Raw genomic sequence first — 15,178 nt, forward strand, 5'->3', positions numbered from 1 at the left:
CGAATTACTTGGCTTGGAATCCGAGCTTTTTAAGCCATTCATGCATATGCTCTCTGCCGTTTAAGGATTCAGGACCGCGAATGCGATAGAGACTATGTTGTACCCAGTCGCCGTTGGTTTTCATATTGTTTTTCTCGTAGAACGCATTCATTTCATTAACGTATTCCTCTACCGCCTCAATTGATTTGGGTGCGTTGTATTGCTCACGATGTGCAATTGCGGCTTGAGGTAATCTCGGTTTGATAGAGCTGGATTTTTCAGGGTCACAGTAGCCAACGCACATTCCGAATACGGGAAAGACTCTTGGCGGTAAATTTAGTTCTTTTGCAACAGCCTCTGGATTGTTTCGAATTCCACCGATATAGACAATGCTCAGACCAATGGACTCAGCTGCAAGCGCTGCGTTTTGTGAGGCTAGCGCTGCATCAATCATTCCTACGGTCAACAATTCCAAGTAGTTAAGACCCTCATGAGGCAGATCACGTTTTTTGCCAAGTGCTTCTAGCCGGGAGAGGTCGGCTAGCCAAACTAAAAATAATGGACACGTGCGGATATGTTCTTGATTGCCTGCTAATTTTGAGAGACGGTCTTTACGACCCTGATCTTCTACGGCAACTAAACTCCAGCTTTGTAGATTCGATGAGTTTGAGGCTGATTGTCCGGCTGCAATCAAAAGTTCAAGCGTATCTTTGGGTAGCGCTTTATCGCAATATGTTCGAATGGAGCGGTGCTGAAAAATAGTTTCAAGCGTTTCATTCATTTCACAGGCAAGGGGAATGCTCTTACCGTAACGTGCTTGCATCAACTGCTCTAGGGAGGGCTTATTCATGGTCTTATCAACAGTATTGGCTATGGTTATAAAGCGAAATTTAAGAAGTACCCGAGACTTTCTTCTTTGTCAGTAGTTTTTTCCAGCGAGCAATTTCATCGCGCAAAAACTGATCAAATTCCTGAGGGCTTGAGAGTCGTACTTCGCCATCAATAGAGTTAATTTTCTTAACAACTTCCGGGGATGCAATGCTGACCTTCAGGGCTTGATAAATTTTATCGACCACATCTTTTGGAGTTCCAGCAGGCGCTAGTAATCCCCACCAAACAAAAGAATTGTAGTCTTTGATACCTTGCTCAGAAATTGTTTTGAGATCTGGATTGGATTGCAGGCGTTTGGATCCTGAAGATGCAATAAGCTTTACACGCTTGTTATCTAAAAAAGGCTTAATCTGAGACATGCCGGTAAAGGTGAGATCTACATGACCTGCTGCAACATCGGTAATGGCCGGGCCAGCACCGCGGTAGGCGATGGTAGTCATATCAGTTCCGGTCATATCCTCTAGCATCAGTGCAGATAGGTGCGATGCAGATCCATCTCCTGAATTAGCAATAGTTACCTTTCCGGGATTTTTCTTGGCAAACTCCACAAGCTCTCCAATCGTATTGGCTGGAAGAGTGCTTCTTGCCGCCAAGCCAAACGGATATGAAAGTACCATCGAAATTGGTGTGAAATCATCAGGAGTCTTATATGGAAGACTTGCCATTAAGGTTGGGTTTGTTGAAAGACTAGTACTGACAAAGAGCAGGGTATAGCCATCTGGTGTGGCTCTCGCGACGGCTTCTGTACCAACAGTGGTGTTGCCGCCCCCGCGATTTTCAATGATGACTGGCTGCTTTAGTGCTTCAGAAAATTTTTCAGACCAGGCGCGTACTAAAAAATCTCCACCTCCACCTGCGGCAAATGGAACAATGATGCGAATAGGTCTGTTGGGATAGGGTTCGGCCGCAAAGCTAGAAGCCAAGGAAAACAAAAGAAGAAGACCAAGGCTAATTTTTTGGAATGAGAGTTTCATAATCTTTAGCTGCCAATATTGGTTGATAAGTCTTAGTTAAGTCACAGTCTAATGCTTAAGGCCATGATCCGTTGGGTTGGGCTTTAATAGGTCAACAGCCTTTGCTATTAGGCCCTTATCAGCGCGCAATACCGCTTTTGATATTTTTTGTGTGGGCGTGTAGGGTAGGGCATCCATAAATACAATATATCGAGGTACTTTCATTGGCGCGAGATGTTGGGCGCACCAAGTTTGAATTTCTTGGGGGCTAGTTAGAGTATTCAGCTTGAGCACTATGGCTGCTAAGATTTCATCTTCCCCGAGTTCTGCAGGAACAGCAATAGCTGCTACTTCAGCGACATTGGGATGTGTGCTGATGATACGATCTAATTCAGCCCCAGATATATTTTCACCTCGACGCCTAATGATGTCTTTCTTACGGGAGACAAACGTGTAGTAGCCATCCTCATCCCTATTGACCAGGTCCCCAGTCAAAAACCAGCCATCCTTGAAGCTGGACCGCGTTTGCTCGGGGTCACGAAAGTAGCCCTGCATGATGATGGGGGTTTTGACTATCATTTCGCCAGAAACCCCATTGGGTACATCATTACCTGCCTCATCAATCACCCGGCATTCGGCCCATAATTGATGGGGATTTGGATGCTTGCCAATGGGTCCCATAGTGCCTGGTTTTTGTAAGCCTCCAAAAGGACTGCACGTTACACCTGGAATTTCAGTCATGCCATAGCCGCTCACAAAATAAGGAATATGAAACTCATTCAAGAAGACATCATGAGCGCTATGACGAACTCCATAAGCACAGCGGATTTGATGTTCGGCATGAAACTCGCTTCTAGGGCGTAGCTTTAAGATATTGCAAGCTGCTTCAATGAGATTGACGGTAGTAGCCTTGGATTCCACCGCTTGCCGCCAAAATTGCGATGCAGAAAAGCGTGGCATTACAGCTAGAGTGGCGCCTGCGCAGAGTGCGCCAGCAACAGAATAAAACAATGCATTCATGTGAAATAACGGCAACACCACCATGATGCGGTCATTGCTCTGAATGTAGAGACGCTCAATATATGCCTCCCCGCAAAGCAAAAAGCTGCGTTGGCTGTGCATTACTCCTTTTGGAAATCCTGTAGTGCCGGAGGTGTAAATAATGACGCAGGTGTCATCTGCTTGGGCATTTGATAGATCGCTTTTGAAGCTCTCGGAATGACTTAATATTTCGTCAATATTTTGATGTTGATGATGATCTGAGTTCTGGGATTGATCTAAAAATGTAATGATTGGACTCAAGCTATTTTCATTGCAGGCCACTTTTACGACCTCTAAAAGATCGCTTTCGATGAATAGTAATTTCGGTTCAGAATTGTTAAGAACATAACCAAGCTCAGCAGCGCCAAATTCTGGGTTAATTGGCAACAAGATTGCCGAAAGTCTCGCTAAAGAAAATAACAGCAATAAATGAGCATAGTGATTCTTGGCAATAATACCCACCCGATCACCAGCTTGAATTTGTTTGGCCTGCAAGAAGCCCGCCATCTTGCGCACATCGCGATCGAATTCTGCCCAGGTATGTTCTTTGCCATCAAAATAGCAAAATACTTTGTCTGGGTTGGCCTTTAGCCTACTCTCAAAGGCAGCGGTAAGAGTGTAGTTATGCGCTTCGAACTGATTGAGTACTTCCAAAGGCGTGACTAACATCGCTTTTTGCATACTTTCTTTCTGTGTCATCGTCATTTGGCTGCCTGACGAGCGCAGTACCGTTGTCTTAAATATATTTTTGTTCGATTGATTTTAAGTAAGGTGCATAATTTAGTCAAAATAACAATTCAATAGACAAATTCGTAAACATGGAGACCCATTTTGAGTGACTTTGATTTAGCTAAGGCATCCCCCAATAGTGTTTACATGGATTATTGTCGGAATGATCAATTAGCTTTTCAGCGCTCTCCCAGTGGCCAGGCTATTTTTTACCCGCGTATCGTAGAGCCCAAGACGGGCAATAACTTAAGCTGGGAGGTTAGCCAAGGCTTGGGTACGGTTTACTCCACAACGGTCATCTATTTGCGCGATGAAAAGCCCTACAACGTCGCTTTAATCGATGTGGACGAGGGTTATCGAATGATGTCGCGTGTAGAAGGTGTAGATCCGGAAGATGTTCGCATAGGTATGCGCGTCCAAGTGAAGATGGTCACTTTTGATGATGGAAAGAAGTATCCAATATTTTCCCCGGTAAAGGAGGCTATTTAATGACTAATAGTCTTCGTCGTGGCAGTGTTGCTATTGTTGGTGCAGCCGAATCTGAGCTAGGCCTATGTGCTCCTGGAACTACGCCATACGATTTGATGGCCCAGGCTACCTATCGCGCGCTAGACGATTGCGGTTTGCAATTAAATGATATCGATGGCGTTTTTACGGCGACATCTCAAGCCCGATTCTCTAGCCTTGGCCTTTGTGAATACTTAGGGCTAAAGCCTCGTTATCAAGACAATACCTTGATGGGTGGATCCTCATTTATGTCCCATGTAGCACATGCGATGGCCGCCATTAATAATGGTTTATGTGATGTTGCTTTGATTGCTTATGGCAGTACCCAGAAATCAGTTAGCCGTGCTGCTGCAAGCCCCCGAGAATACAACGCATATGAAACACCCTATAAGCCATTTTTACCGACTTCAGCTTATGCAATGGTTGCTGCAAGACATATGTATCAATATGGCACTACACGAGAGCAGTTGGCTGAGGTTGCAGTGGCCGCCAGAAAATGGGCGCTAATGAATCCAGTAGCTTGGGAGAAAAAACCATTAACCATCGATGAGGTAATCAATGCGCGTATGGTGAGTTCACCACTTACTATTCGTGATTGTTGCTTAGTGACTGATGGTGGAGGTGCAATCATTTTAACTAGTGCCGCTCGTGCAAGGGATCTGAAAAATGCGCCCGCCTATGTTTTGGGTGTTGGCGAAGATTTATCGCATATCGGCATTTCGGGGATGCCTGACTTAACGGTAAGTGGCGCAGCGATTTCAGGGCCTAAGGCATATGCAATGGCTGGCATTACCTCTCAAGAAGTTGATTTGGCGATGTTGTACGACGCCTTCACAATTAATACGATTTTATTTTTGGAAGACTTGGGATTCTGTCCTAAAGGCGAGGGTGGCAATTTCGTTGCTAATGGTGGTATTGCTCCGGGTGGGCGCATGCCAGTAAATACCAATGGCGGCGGCCTATCTTATTGCCATCCTGGTATGTATGGCCTCTTCTTGCTAATTGAAACTGTGCGTCAGTTGCGCGGTGAATGTGGTGAGAGGCAGGTGCCAAACTGTGAGATTGCTTTAGCGCATGGCAATGGCGGGGTGCTATCTAGTCAGGCTACGGTCATTCTGGGGAGTCACGGCAACTAAGAATTTATCTTTAGACTAAGTTTTTTAAGGCTTCTAGATAATTTTCAGGATGCAGTGCTTTACCTTCGCGTTGCGCTTCCCACATTACCCGACCTAGGCATTCCATCATCAGATGTTGGGCTTCATGCATGGAGCCTAATTTTTGGGATAACTTTTCTGCAATCTCTTTGATCCCAGGTGGCTGATTGATGGATATCTGCTCGCTAATTGATAAGTGCATCGACAAATGCAGAAAGGGATTGGTTTCTCCGCGCTCTGGAGTGTAGTCCTGCGCTAAAGCACCTTCTGGGTCTGCGAGAAGGGGGTGGTATTCGGGATGCTCTACCATCCAGTCACTAGCAAGTGTCTCCATCGGATCAAGAATCTGATTCTCAGTCTTTTTCTTCCAGGTATCGCAGAAAAAGCGACGTACTTCTTCACGGGTTGGATTAAATATCGCCACGAACTTTTCCTTTGCCAGTTTTTTGTTTGAAACCGCATAGTGGCTCTACTATGCATTGTGTGCAATCTGGGTTGCGCGCTTTACAAGTGTATCTACCATGTAGGATGAGCCAATGATGGGCATCGTGCAAATACTCCTTTGGCACACGTTTAAGCAATTGCTCTTCCACCCTAACCACATCTTTACCTGGCGCAAGACCTGTGCGATTTGAAACCCTGAATATGTGAGTGTCGACTGCGATGGTGGGTTGTCCAAAGGCGGTATTGAGAATGACGTTCGCAGTTTTTCTGCCAACACCTGGTAAAGCCTCTAATTCTTCACGAGTTTGAGGAACTTCACCACCATGTTTTTCAAGGAGCAGTCGACAAGTCTCTTGAATATGTTTGCCCTTGGAGTTAAACAAACCAATATGCTGAATGTAGGGCCTGACCCCTTCTTCACCAAGATCCAGAAGGGCTTGAGGTGTATTGGCAACCTTATAGAGCTTGCGTGTTCCCTTGTTAACCGATACATCGGTCGCTTGCGCAGACAATAGCACCGCAATTAATAACTCAAATGGTGAGCTATATTCCAGCTCAGTTTCTGGTTTGGGATTATTCGCTTTGAGTTGCTCAAAAAAAGCACGACGCTTTTCTAGATTCATCATTTCTTTTCTTGCGCGCGCGCTATAGCTGCTGCAATGATGGCGCGCTTGCGTTCTTGTTCTTTTAACGCTGTTTCAGAATGAGGTGACTCACTGTTTACAGACTGTAATTTAGCTGCAGCTTTTTTGGCAAGTCGATCATCATTATCTTTTTGCTCTCGATCTAGGCGCATCTCACGATCGTGATAGCGCTTGCGAGCAGTATCAGCAAGATCGGATGACCAAGCATCCCAACCAGTTTTATCTTCGGTGACATTGATCATGCTGATGCAATCTACCGGACATGGTGGAATGCAAAGGTCACAGCCTGTACACCACTCTGTTAGCACGACGTGCATTTGTTTAGAGGCGCCAACGATTGCATCAACAGGACATGCCTGAATACATAGCGTGCAGCCAATACATTTTTGTGGATCGATGAATGCAACTGGGCGCGGGCGCTCAAGGCCGCACTCTGAATTGATAGTGGGGTGCAGATCAAAAGCATTTTGTGGATAAATCGGAACCAAAACCTTACTCAGACGTTTAATGCCTTCTACGCCACCGGGAGGGCAGCGATTCGGCAAGACTTCGCCGCTAGCCATAGCTTCTGCATATCCGCGGCAATCAGGGTAGCCGCATTTAGTGCATTGTGTTTGCGGAAGAACATCCTCAAGTTCATCAACGAGGTTATTGGCTTGGCTCATGGAAATTGCTTGCAGGAATTTTCTTAAAATTAAAGGCTCCGAAGAGCCCTTAATTTATACAGACTTAGTAGTCCGAGTAGCGGTTTTCTTCGTGTTCTGATGCTCACGAATGAACGTCTTAATCTTTGGATAAACCTTCTCGCGCCAACGGCGTCCGGCAAAGATGCCGTAGTGACCTGCGCCAGCAACTTCATAGTGGTCTTTATTCTCTTTCGGAATGCCAGCACATAAAGTGTGGGCTGAACGTGTTTGACCGCTTCCAGAAATATCATCAAGCTCGCCTTCAACAGTTAGAAGAGCGGTCTTTTTAATATCCTGTGGCTTCACGAGTTCGCCAGCAACTTCCCAAGTACCATTCGGTAATGAGTAATCTTGGAAAACAGTCTTGATGGTGTCCAAGTAGAACTTGGAGTCCAAATCTAATACAGCGTTGTACTCGTCGTAGAAGCGAATGTGTGATTCAGCATCCTGCTCGTCGCCGCGTACCAGGTTTTGGAAGTAATCCCAATGAGACTGCAAATGGTTTTGCGGGTTCATCGCGATAAAGCCCGTGTGCTGCAAGAAACCTGGGTACACACGACGGCCAGCGCCAGGGTAATTCGGCGGCACGTTATAGATAACATGGCTTTCAAACCATTCGTAGGACTTCTGATCAGCCAAGTTGTTGACTGCAGTCGGTGACTTGCGTGCATCAATTGGGCCGCCCATCATGATCATCGATGCTGGAGTGGCCTCTCCAGCTGATGCCATCAAGGAGATTGCGCCTAAGGTTGGTACTGTTGGCTGGCAAACAGAAATCACATGCAAATCTTTTGCGCCAATGGTGCGAATAAATTCTTGTACATAATGCACGTAGTCATCAAGACCAAAATCTCCGTCTTCAACAGGCACTAAGCGAGCATCAATCCAATCGGTGATGTAAACCTTGTGATCTTGTAAAAGAGTGCGAACGGTATCGCGTAGCAAGGTGGAATGGTGTCCTGATAAAGGGGCAACTACCAACACTACGGGATCATCTTTGAGTTTCTTAATGACCTCAACATCATCAGAGAAGCGCTTGAAACGAACCAACTTGCAAAATGGTTTTGCAAGGGTGGTGATTTCATGAATAGCAACTTCACGACCATGCGCCTGAACGGAACGAATGCCAAATTCTGGTTTCTTATAGTCTTTGCCTAGCCTGTATAGCAGTTCATAGCTGGCAGCCAAGCGTTCTGATCCCGGAACCTTAGATACTGGATTAGAAGCATTAATAAAGGCTTCAGATGCAGCTCGCGCCCATGAGCTCATGGGTTGAAGTAAGGCTTTTTGAAACTCGTGTAACTGATATAGCATGGTGCCTCCGGTAATTCAGGATATCCGCTTATTACGCTTTGTTAAGCCAATACGCGGGCGATTGCTTTAGCCACTTTATCAATATTCTTGGTATTGAGGGCTGCCACACAAATGCGTCCAGTAGAGAGGGCATAAATACCATCTTCTTTCTGTAAACGCTCAACTTGCTCAGCCGTTAAGCCTGAGTAAGAAAACATTCCGCGTTGCTTCTCGATAAAAGCAAAATCTTGCTTCACACCAGCGGCAGCGAGTTTTGCAACGAGACCTTGACGCATCGCTTTAATACGATCACGCATTTCTGCCAACTCATCTTCCCAGAGCTTGCGCAATTCTGGTGAATTCAATACGGCAGCAGCAATAGCGGCACCATGAGTTGGTGGGTTTGAATAGTTGGTGCGAATGACGCGCTTCAATTGTGAAAGCACGCGAGTAGATTCATCTTTACTTTGTGTCACGATAGACAATGCACCTACACGCTCACCATAAAGTGAGAATGACTTGGAAAAAGAGCTAGATACAAAGAAAGACATACCTGATTCAGCAAAGAGGCGAACCGCAACACCGTCTTGCTCAATTCCAGCCGCAAAGCCTTGGTAAGCCATGTCCAAGAAAGGAATCAAGCCCTTGTTTTTGCAGATATCGATTACTTGGCGCCATTGCGCTTCAGTAATATCTGCACCAGTTGGGTTGTGGCAGCAAGCATGCAACAACACGGTAGTGTTCTTTGGGAATGACTCTAAAGATTTCACCATGCCATCAAAATCAACACCACGTGTTTTGCCATCGAAGTAGGTGTACTCAACAACATCAAAGCCAGCGGATTCAAAAATGCCGCGATGGTTTTCCCAGGTAGGATTGCTAATTGCGCAAGGTGCATTTAAGTTGAGGCGTTTAATAAAGTCTGCGCCAACGCGCAAAGCGCCTGTACCACCAAGGCATTCGGCAGTGACAACACGACCATCTTTAATTAATGCAGAGTCAGCACCAAACAATAAATTTTGCACTGCACTGTTGTATGGGTTTGGACCCTCGATAGGGATGTAACTACGCGGTGAGTGCTTTGCAACAATTGCCTCTTCAGCTTTGATCACTGCTTTTAAAAGTGGAACCTTGCCTTCGTCTGTGTAATACACGCCAACACCTAAGTTCACTTTGTCGGCGCGTTGGTCTGCAACGTAGGCTTCTGTGAGGCCAAAAATAGGATCTTTAGGGGCTAATTGAACTGAGGCAAACAGGGTCATTTTGGGTTGAAATTGAGGGTTAAAGGGTGGTTTTGTTTGTAATTGACGTTAAATTCAGTTTAATTGTCGGTTTTTGAGGCCAGAATCAACTATTTCCTAAGAAAAACGGCAAAATCATTGTTTGTACAAAATTCGCTGTGAAGAAATCTCACAGGTGAAATGATAGCCGAGATGCCCCCTAAGTTACCCAAAATTGCTCCAAATTCCGAAGTAAAAACGGTAAATAAAAACCCAGCGGCCGATCCTCTGGGTGAGGTTGGGCATGACCTTGATCCGGCTAAGTTTGTGACCTTTCCAGACTCCCCTTATCAGCTGTATCAGCCGTTTGCTCCTGCTGGCGACCAGCCTCAGGCTATTGATGCCCTGGTGGAGGGTATAGAGGATGGATTGACCTTTCAGACGCTTTTAGGGGTTACTGGGTCTGGAAAGACCTTCACTATGGCTAATGTCATAGCAAGAACAGGTCGTCCAGCCATCATTTTTGCCCCCAATAAGACCTTAGCCGCCCAGCTCTATAGTGAATTTAGGGAGTTTTTCCCCAAGAATGCGGTTGAGTACTTTGTCAGCTATTACGACTACTACCAGCCAGAAGCCTACGTGCCTCAGCGCGACTTGTTTATTGAAAAAGACTCTTCAATCAATGAGCATATTGAGCAGATGCGTTTGTCTGCAACTAAGAGTCTTTTAGAGCGTCGTGATGTCATCATTGTTGCGACAGTCTCTGCAATCTACGGTATCGGTAATCCTGGTGACTATCACAGTATGGTGATGACATTGCGCCCTGGTGACAAGATGAGTCAACGCGATATTTTGATGCGGCTCATTGCTATGCAGTATGACCGTAATGAATTGGATTTCAAGCGCGGCGTATTCAGAGTACGCGGCGACACGATTGATATTTTCCCTGCTGAACATAATGAGTTGGCAGTGCGCGTTGAGTTGTTTGATGATGTTATCGAAAGTTTGCAATTCTTCGATCCTCTCACTGGAAAAATTCGTCAGAAGATTCCACGTTTTACGGTTTACCCAAGTTCGCACTACGTTACTCCGCGCGACACTGTTCTGAAAGCTATTGAAACAATCAAAACAGAATTGCGCACTCGCTTAGATGAGTTTGTTAAAGATGGTAAGTTGGTTGAAGCGCAACGTCTTGAGCAACGTACTCGATTTGATTTGGAAATGCTTAATGAATTGGGTTTTTGCAAAGGGATCGAGAACTACTCGCGCCACCTCTCTGGCGCCGCGCCTGGCGAAGCTCCGCCTACGCTGGTGGACTACCTACCTAATGATGCTTTGATGTTCCTTGATGAAAGCCACGTCTTAATTGGGCAGCTTAATGCAATGTATAACGGCGATAAATCTCGTAAACATACCTTGGTGGAATTTGGTTTCCGTTTGCCTTCAGCGATGGATAACCGCCCGCTGAAATTTACCGAGTTTGAAACGAAGATGCGTCAAACGATTTTTGTATCTGCAACACCAGCAGATTATGAAAATACCCACCAAGGTCAGGTCGTTGAACAAGTAGCTAGACCAACCGGGTTAGTCGATCCTGAAATTGAAGTTTTGCCAGCAAGCACGCAGGTAGATGATTTGCTGGATCAAATTCATGCGCGTGTCAAAGTAGGCGAGCGCGTATTGGTGACTGTATTAACAAAGCGTATGGCCGAGCAATTAACCGACTATCTTTCGGATAACGGCGTGAAGGTGCGATACGTTCACTCAGATATCGACACAGTGGAGCGTGTCGAAATTTTGCGCGACTTGCGTTTAGGTGTCTTCGATGTGTTGGTTGGTATTAATTTATTACGCGAAGGTTTGGATATTCCCGAGGTTTCATTGGTTGCGATTTTGGATGCCGATAAAGAGGGCTTCTTGCGTTCCGAGCGCAGCTTGATTCAGACGATTGGCCGTGCGGCTCGTAACGTTCGTGGCAAAGCGATTTTGTATGCCGATCGGATTACCGACTCCATGAAGCGCGCCATGGGGGAGACCGAAAGACGCCGTACCAAACAGATTGCTTTTAATAAGCTTCATGGCATTGAGCCCAAAGGGGTTCAAAAGCGCATTAAGGACATTATTGATGGCGTCTATGACGTCAAAGAGAAGCGTCAGGAGATGCAGGTTGAGCAGGAGCGGGCTCGCTATGAAGATATGGGCGAGAAGGACCTGGCAGCCGAAATTAAGCGTCTAGAGAAGCAAATGAACGCCGAGGCCAAGAATTTGGAGTTTGAGAAGGCTGCTAGCACTCGAGATAGGCTCACCAAGGTCAAAGAAATGGCCTTTGGGGCTCGCTCTAGGGACTCAGTCTGAGGATTCACCCCGCAATTCCTCGCTTGTAAGAGGGATTTTTGGGATAATTCCCGAGCAGATTGCTAGGGATTATGTTAAAGTTGAGCGGAATGGTCGGGTATTACCCGCCCGACTGTGAGCTGTCCATAACAATCCATTACCAAGGTGACATATGAGACTTACAACTAAAGGTCGTTTTGCAGTAACCGCAATGATTGATTTAGCCCTGCGTGAAACGCATGGTCCTGTAACTTTGGCCGGAATTAGCCAAAGACAAAAAATATCCCTTTCTTACCTCGAGCAATTGTTCGGCAAATTACGCCGTTTCAATATCGTGGAGAGTACTCGCGGTCCTGGCGGTGGTTACACCCTGGCGCGACCATCTTCCGAGGTGAGCGTTGCTGACATTATTGTTGCTGTTGATGAGCCTCTTGATGCCACTCAATGTGGTGGCAAAGGTAATTGTCATAGCGATGAAGAAAATCATGGTCGTTGTATGACACATGATCTTTGGAGCAATCTCAACTCCAAGATGGTTGAGTATCTTAGTTCGGTGAGCTTAAAAGATTTGGTTCAGCAACAAGAAGGCCGCGGCGTTGTGATTCAAGATATGCGCCAAAAGAAAATTAAGGTTGAAAGTTCTAAAGCAGATAAGCCTGCTCCAGCGCTTGCAGCTAAAAAAGATGTTGCCCCTAAATTACCACTAGTGAACTCCGTATTTAACTTGGCGCGACAAAGTTAACAACAGTATTACCTATAGATAAATAAACCATGAACGCACCAAAAGACCTTCCACAACAACCGGTTCCGATGTTTAGTCCTAAGCACTTTCCGGTATATATGGATTATTCAGCTACTACGCCGATTGATCCACTTGTGGTCGACAAAATGTTGCCTTATCTGCGCGAGCAGTTTGGCAATGCTGCTTCACGGAGTCATGCATATGGCTGGGCTGCAGAAGAAGCGGTTGAATGGGCGCGTTCAGAGGTTGCACTCTTAGTTCATGCTGATCCAAGAGAAATTGTATTTACCAGTGGTGCCACTGAAAGTATTAATTTGGCATTAAAAGGTGCTGCACATTTTTACAAAGATCGTGGCAATCACATCATTACTGTAAAGACTGAGCACAAGGCTACTTTAGATACTTGTCGCGAATTAGAGCGCGAAGGTTTTGAAGTGACTTACTTGGATGTAATGCCGAACGGTTTGATTGATTTTGCCCAACTAGAAGCTGCAATGAAGCCAGGCACGATTTTGGCTTCAGTGATGTATGTGAATAATGAAATCGGTGTTGTTCAAGACATTCCTGCGATTGGTGAGTTGTGTCGTTCACGTGGCGTCATTTTCCATGTGGACGCGGCGCAAGCAACAGGCAAAGTAGAAATTGATTTAGAGAAGACCAAGGTTGATTTAATGAGCTTCTCTGCTCATAAGACTTATGGCCCTAAAGGTATTGGCGCTTTGTTTGTTCGCCGCAAACCCCGCATTCGTATTGAAGCCCAGATTCATGGTGGTGGTCATGAGCGCGGTATGCGTTCTGGCACCCTAGCTGTTCACCAGATCGTAGGCATGGGTGAGGCTTTCCGTATTGCCCGCATTGATATGGCCCAAGAAAACAAGCGTATCCGTGCCTTGCGCGATCGTTTATTGAATGGTTTGAAAGATATCGAAGAGGTCTATGTCAATGGTGACATGGACAATCGAGTGCCCCATAACCTGAACATTAGCTTTAATTATGTTGAGGGTGAGTCCATGTTGATGGCTCTGAAGGATTTGGCTATTTCATCTGGTTCAGCATGTACTTCAGCTTCTTTAGAGCCTTCTTATGTATTGCGCGCTCTTGGTCGCAATGATGAATTAGCTCATAGCTCTATTCGCTTTACCTTGGGTCGCTTTACAACCGAAGAAGAGGTGGATTTCACTATTAAGTTGGTGAAAGAAAAGATTGCCAAGTTGCGTGAGCTATCACCGCTCTGGGAAATGTACAAAGATGGAATCGATCTGAGCACGATTCAATGGGCTGCACACTAAAAGAAATATAAAGATAAAGAAATTAAAGAGGAAATACCATGGCATACAGCGAAAAGGTCATTGACCACTACGAAAATCCCCGTAACGTTGGCTCATTCGAAAAGGGCGATGACAGTGTAGGCACCGGCATGGTTGGCGCGCCAGCTTGCGGCGACGTAATGAAGTTGCAGATCCGGGTTAATGATCAGGGCGTGATTGAAGATGCGAAGTTCAAGACGTATGGCTGTGGCTCTGCGATTGCCTCATCCTCATTGGTGACCGAGTGGGTGAAGGGTAAGACTTTGGATCAAGCGCTTGAGATTAAGAATTCACTCATCGCCGAAGAATTGGCATTGCCGCCAGTAAAAATTCACTGCTCTATCTTGGCTGAAGATGCTATCAAGGCCGCAGTAGCAGATTACAAAGAAAAGCATCCAGCGAAATAAGCAGGCATAACTATGGCAATCACCTTAACCGACAAAGCAGCTGCACACGTTAACCGCAATTTAGAAAAGCGCGGTAAAGGTTGTGGCTTGCGCCTAGGTGTTCGTACAACAGGCTGCTCTGGCTTGGCATATCAACTCGAGTATGTTGATGAGCCCGCTGCTGAGGATCAAGTATTTGAGTCCAACGGTATTAAGGTATTTGTAGATCCAAAAAGTCTGGCTTACTTAGATGGTACAGAGTTAGATTTTGTACGTGAGGGTTTGAACGAAGGCTTTAAGTTTCAAAATCCAAACGTAAAAGACGAGTGCGGTTGTGGCGAATCCTTCCGCGTCTGACGATTACTTTCGTTTCTTTGGATTAAATCAGCAATTCATAATTGATTTGCCTGCTCTAGATCAGGCATACCTAGCGATTCAGAAGGAAGTACATCCCGATCGCCATGCTCGCGGTAGTGATTCAGAGCAACGCATTGCTATGCAAATGGCCACCTTGGCGAATACCGCCTTTCAGACCCTTAAGAATCCGATTCAACGCGGCTTATATATTTGCCAACTTCACGGGGTTGATGCCAAACTAGAAACCAATACCGCGATGCCCGCTGCTTTTCTCATGAAGCAAATGGAATGGCGCGAGAATTTGGATGATCAGTCAGAAGATTTGCCTGCACTTGAAGCCTTGATGGCAGAAGTGGAGCAATCAAAAGCTGAGACCCTTGCTGAAATTACCCAGGCAATCGACGACGCCAAAAATTATCAGCGTGCAGCTGAGTTGCTGCGTGGTCTATTGTTTATTGATAAGTTTGCAGTTGAGCTGGATGACAGCATTGCAGCCCTGATATAGGCGCTC

General features: G+C 45.8%; 16 protein-coding genes. 8 read left to right on the forward strand and 8 right to left on the reverse strand.

The window, feature by feature from the left end; translation table 11 throughout:
- Positions 1-4: 4 nt before the first annotated feature.
- From ICW03_RS02545 to ICW03_RS02555, 3 genes are read right to left on the reverse strand one after another with little or no spacing between them, the layout of a single operon-like run.
- A complete protein-coding gene (locus ICW03_RS02545; protein WP_251374438.1) occupies positions 5-829 on the reverse strand; it encodes an NADPH-dependent oxidoreductase in 825 nt (274 codons plus the stop codon).
- A 40-nt stretch (positions 830-869) separates the two neighbouring features.
- A complete protein-coding gene (locus tag ICW03_RS02550; protein ID WP_215348636.1) occupies positions 870-1,844 on the reverse strand; it encodes a tripartite tricarboxylate transporter substrate binding protein in 975 nt (324 codons plus the stop codon).
- Between the two features lie 48 nt (positions 1,845-1,892).
- Positions 1,893-3,569 carry a class I adenylate-forming enzyme family protein gene (locus ICW03_RS02555; RefSeq protein WP_251374439.1) on the reverse strand — a complete coding sequence of 559 codons (1,677 nt, stop codon included), beginning with the start codon at positions 3,567-3,569 and terminating at the stop codon, positions 1,893-1,895.
- 126 nt (positions 3,570-3,695) lie between these two features.
- Here ICW03_RS02555 and ICW03_RS02560 point away from each other — a divergent pair, with 126 nt between their 5' ends.
- Both ICW03_RS02560 and ICW03_RS02565 read left to right on the forward strand, forming a co-directional pair.
- Positions 3,696-4,082 carry a Zn-ribbon domain-containing OB-fold protein gene (locus ICW03_RS02560; protein WP_251374440.1) on the forward strand — a complete coding sequence of 129 codons (387 nt, stop codon included), beginning with the start codon at positions 3,696-3,698 and terminating at the stop codon, positions 4,080-4,082.
- On the forward strand, positions 4,082-5,236 hold the full coding sequence (locus ICW03_RS02565; protein ID WP_215348638.1) for a thiolase: 1,155 nt from the start codon (positions 4,082-4,084) through the stop codon (positions 5,234-5,236). The genes ICW03_RS02560 and ICW03_RS02565 overlap by 1 nt, the downstream gene beginning before the upstream one ends.
- Positions 5,237-5,246: 10 nt before the next feature.
- Here ICW03_RS02565 and ICW03_RS02570 read toward each other — a convergent pair whose 3' ends face one another.
- Genes ICW03_RS02570 through ICW03_RS02590 form a run of 5 tightly spaced genes read right to left on the reverse strand, consistent with a single transcriptional unit; the run spans position 5,247 to position 9,583 of the window.
- The gene (locus ICW03_RS02570; RefSeq protein WP_215350125.1) at positions 5,247-5,672 is read right to left on the reverse strand and encodes a DUF1841 family protein; all 426 of its coding nucleotides are present in this window, start codon (positions 5,670-5,672) and stop codon (positions 5,247-5,249) included.
- A complete protein-coding gene (gene nth / locus ICW03_RS02575) occupies positions 5,665-6,321 on the reverse strand; it encodes an endonuclease III (RefSeq protein WP_215350123.1) in 657 nt (218 codons plus the stop codon). The genes ICW03_RS02570 and nth overlap by 8 nt, the downstream gene beginning before the upstream one ends.
- Positions 6,321-7,007, reverse strand: coding sequence for an electron transport complex subunit RsxB (gene rsxB / locus ICW03_RS02580; protein ID WP_215348640.1), 687 nt, complete (start codon positions 7,005-7,007; stop codon positions 6,321-6,323). The genes nth and rsxB overlap by 1 nt, the downstream gene beginning before the upstream one ends.
- A 54-nt stretch (positions 7,008-7,061) precedes the next feature.
- A complete protein-coding gene (locus ICW03_RS02585) occupies positions 7,062-8,342 on the reverse strand; it encodes a polyhydroxyalkanoate depolymerase (RefSeq protein WP_215348642.1) in 1,281 nt (426 codons plus the stop codon).
- Between the two features lie 41 nt (positions 8,343-8,383).
- Positions 8,384-9,583, reverse strand: a complete 1,200-nt coding sequence (locus ICW03_RS02590; RefSeq protein WP_215348644.1) for an amino acid aminotransferase — start codon at positions 9,581-9,583, stop codon at positions 8,384-8,386.
- A 159-nt stretch (positions 9,584-9,742) separates the two neighbouring features.
- Here ICW03_RS02590 and uvrB point away from each other — a divergent pair, with 159 nt between their 5' ends.
- The 6 genes from uvrB (at position 9,743) to hscB (ending at position 15,172) form a co-directional block, all read left to right on the forward strand.
- Positions 9,743-11,896, forward strand: coding sequence for an excinuclease ABC subunit UvrB (uvrB, locus tag ICW03_RS02595; protein ID WP_251374441.1), 2,154 nt, complete (start codon positions 9,743-9,745; stop codon positions 11,894-11,896).
- Between the two features lie 151 nt (positions 11,897-12,047).
- A complete protein-coding gene (locus ICW03_RS02600) occupies positions 12,048-12,617 on the forward strand; it encodes a Fe-S cluster assembly transcription factor (protein ID WP_215348646.1) in 570 nt (189 codons plus the stop codon).
- A gap of 29 nt (positions 12,618-12,646) precedes the next feature.
- Entirely contained in the window at positions 12,647-13,906 is a 1,260-nt protein-coding gene (locus ICW03_RS02605) for an IscS subfamily cysteine desulfurase (RefSeq protein WP_371819900.1), read from the forward strand.
- 38 nt (positions 13,907-13,944) lie between these two features.
- Complete coding sequence (iscU, locus tag ICW03_RS02610; RefSeq protein WP_068322308.1) at positions 13,945-14,331, forward strand: Fe-S cluster assembly scaffold IscU; 387 nt, start codon at positions 13,945-13,947, stop codon at positions 14,329-14,331.
- A gap of 12 nt (positions 14,332-14,343) precedes the next feature.
- Entirely contained in the window at positions 14,344-14,667 is a 324-nt protein-coding gene (gene iscA / locus ICW03_RS02615; RefSeq protein WP_012357505.1) for an iron-sulfur cluster assembly protein IscA, read from the forward strand.
- The gene (gene hscB, locus ICW03_RS02620) at positions 14,645-15,172 is read left to right on the forward strand and encodes a Fe-S protein assembly co-chaperone HscB (RefSeq protein ID WP_215348648.1); all 528 of its coding nucleotides are present in this window, start codon (positions 14,645-14,647) and stop codon (positions 15,170-15,172) included. Before iscA ends, hscB begins: the two co-directional genes overlap by 23 nt.
- Positions 15,173-15,178: the final 6 nt, after the last annotated feature.

The organism is Polynucleobacter sp. MWH-Aus1W21, from assembly GCF_018687275.1.
Classification (GTDB): domain Bacteria; phylum Pseudomonadota; class Gammaproteobacteria; order Burkholderiales; family Burkholderiaceae; genus Polynucleobacter.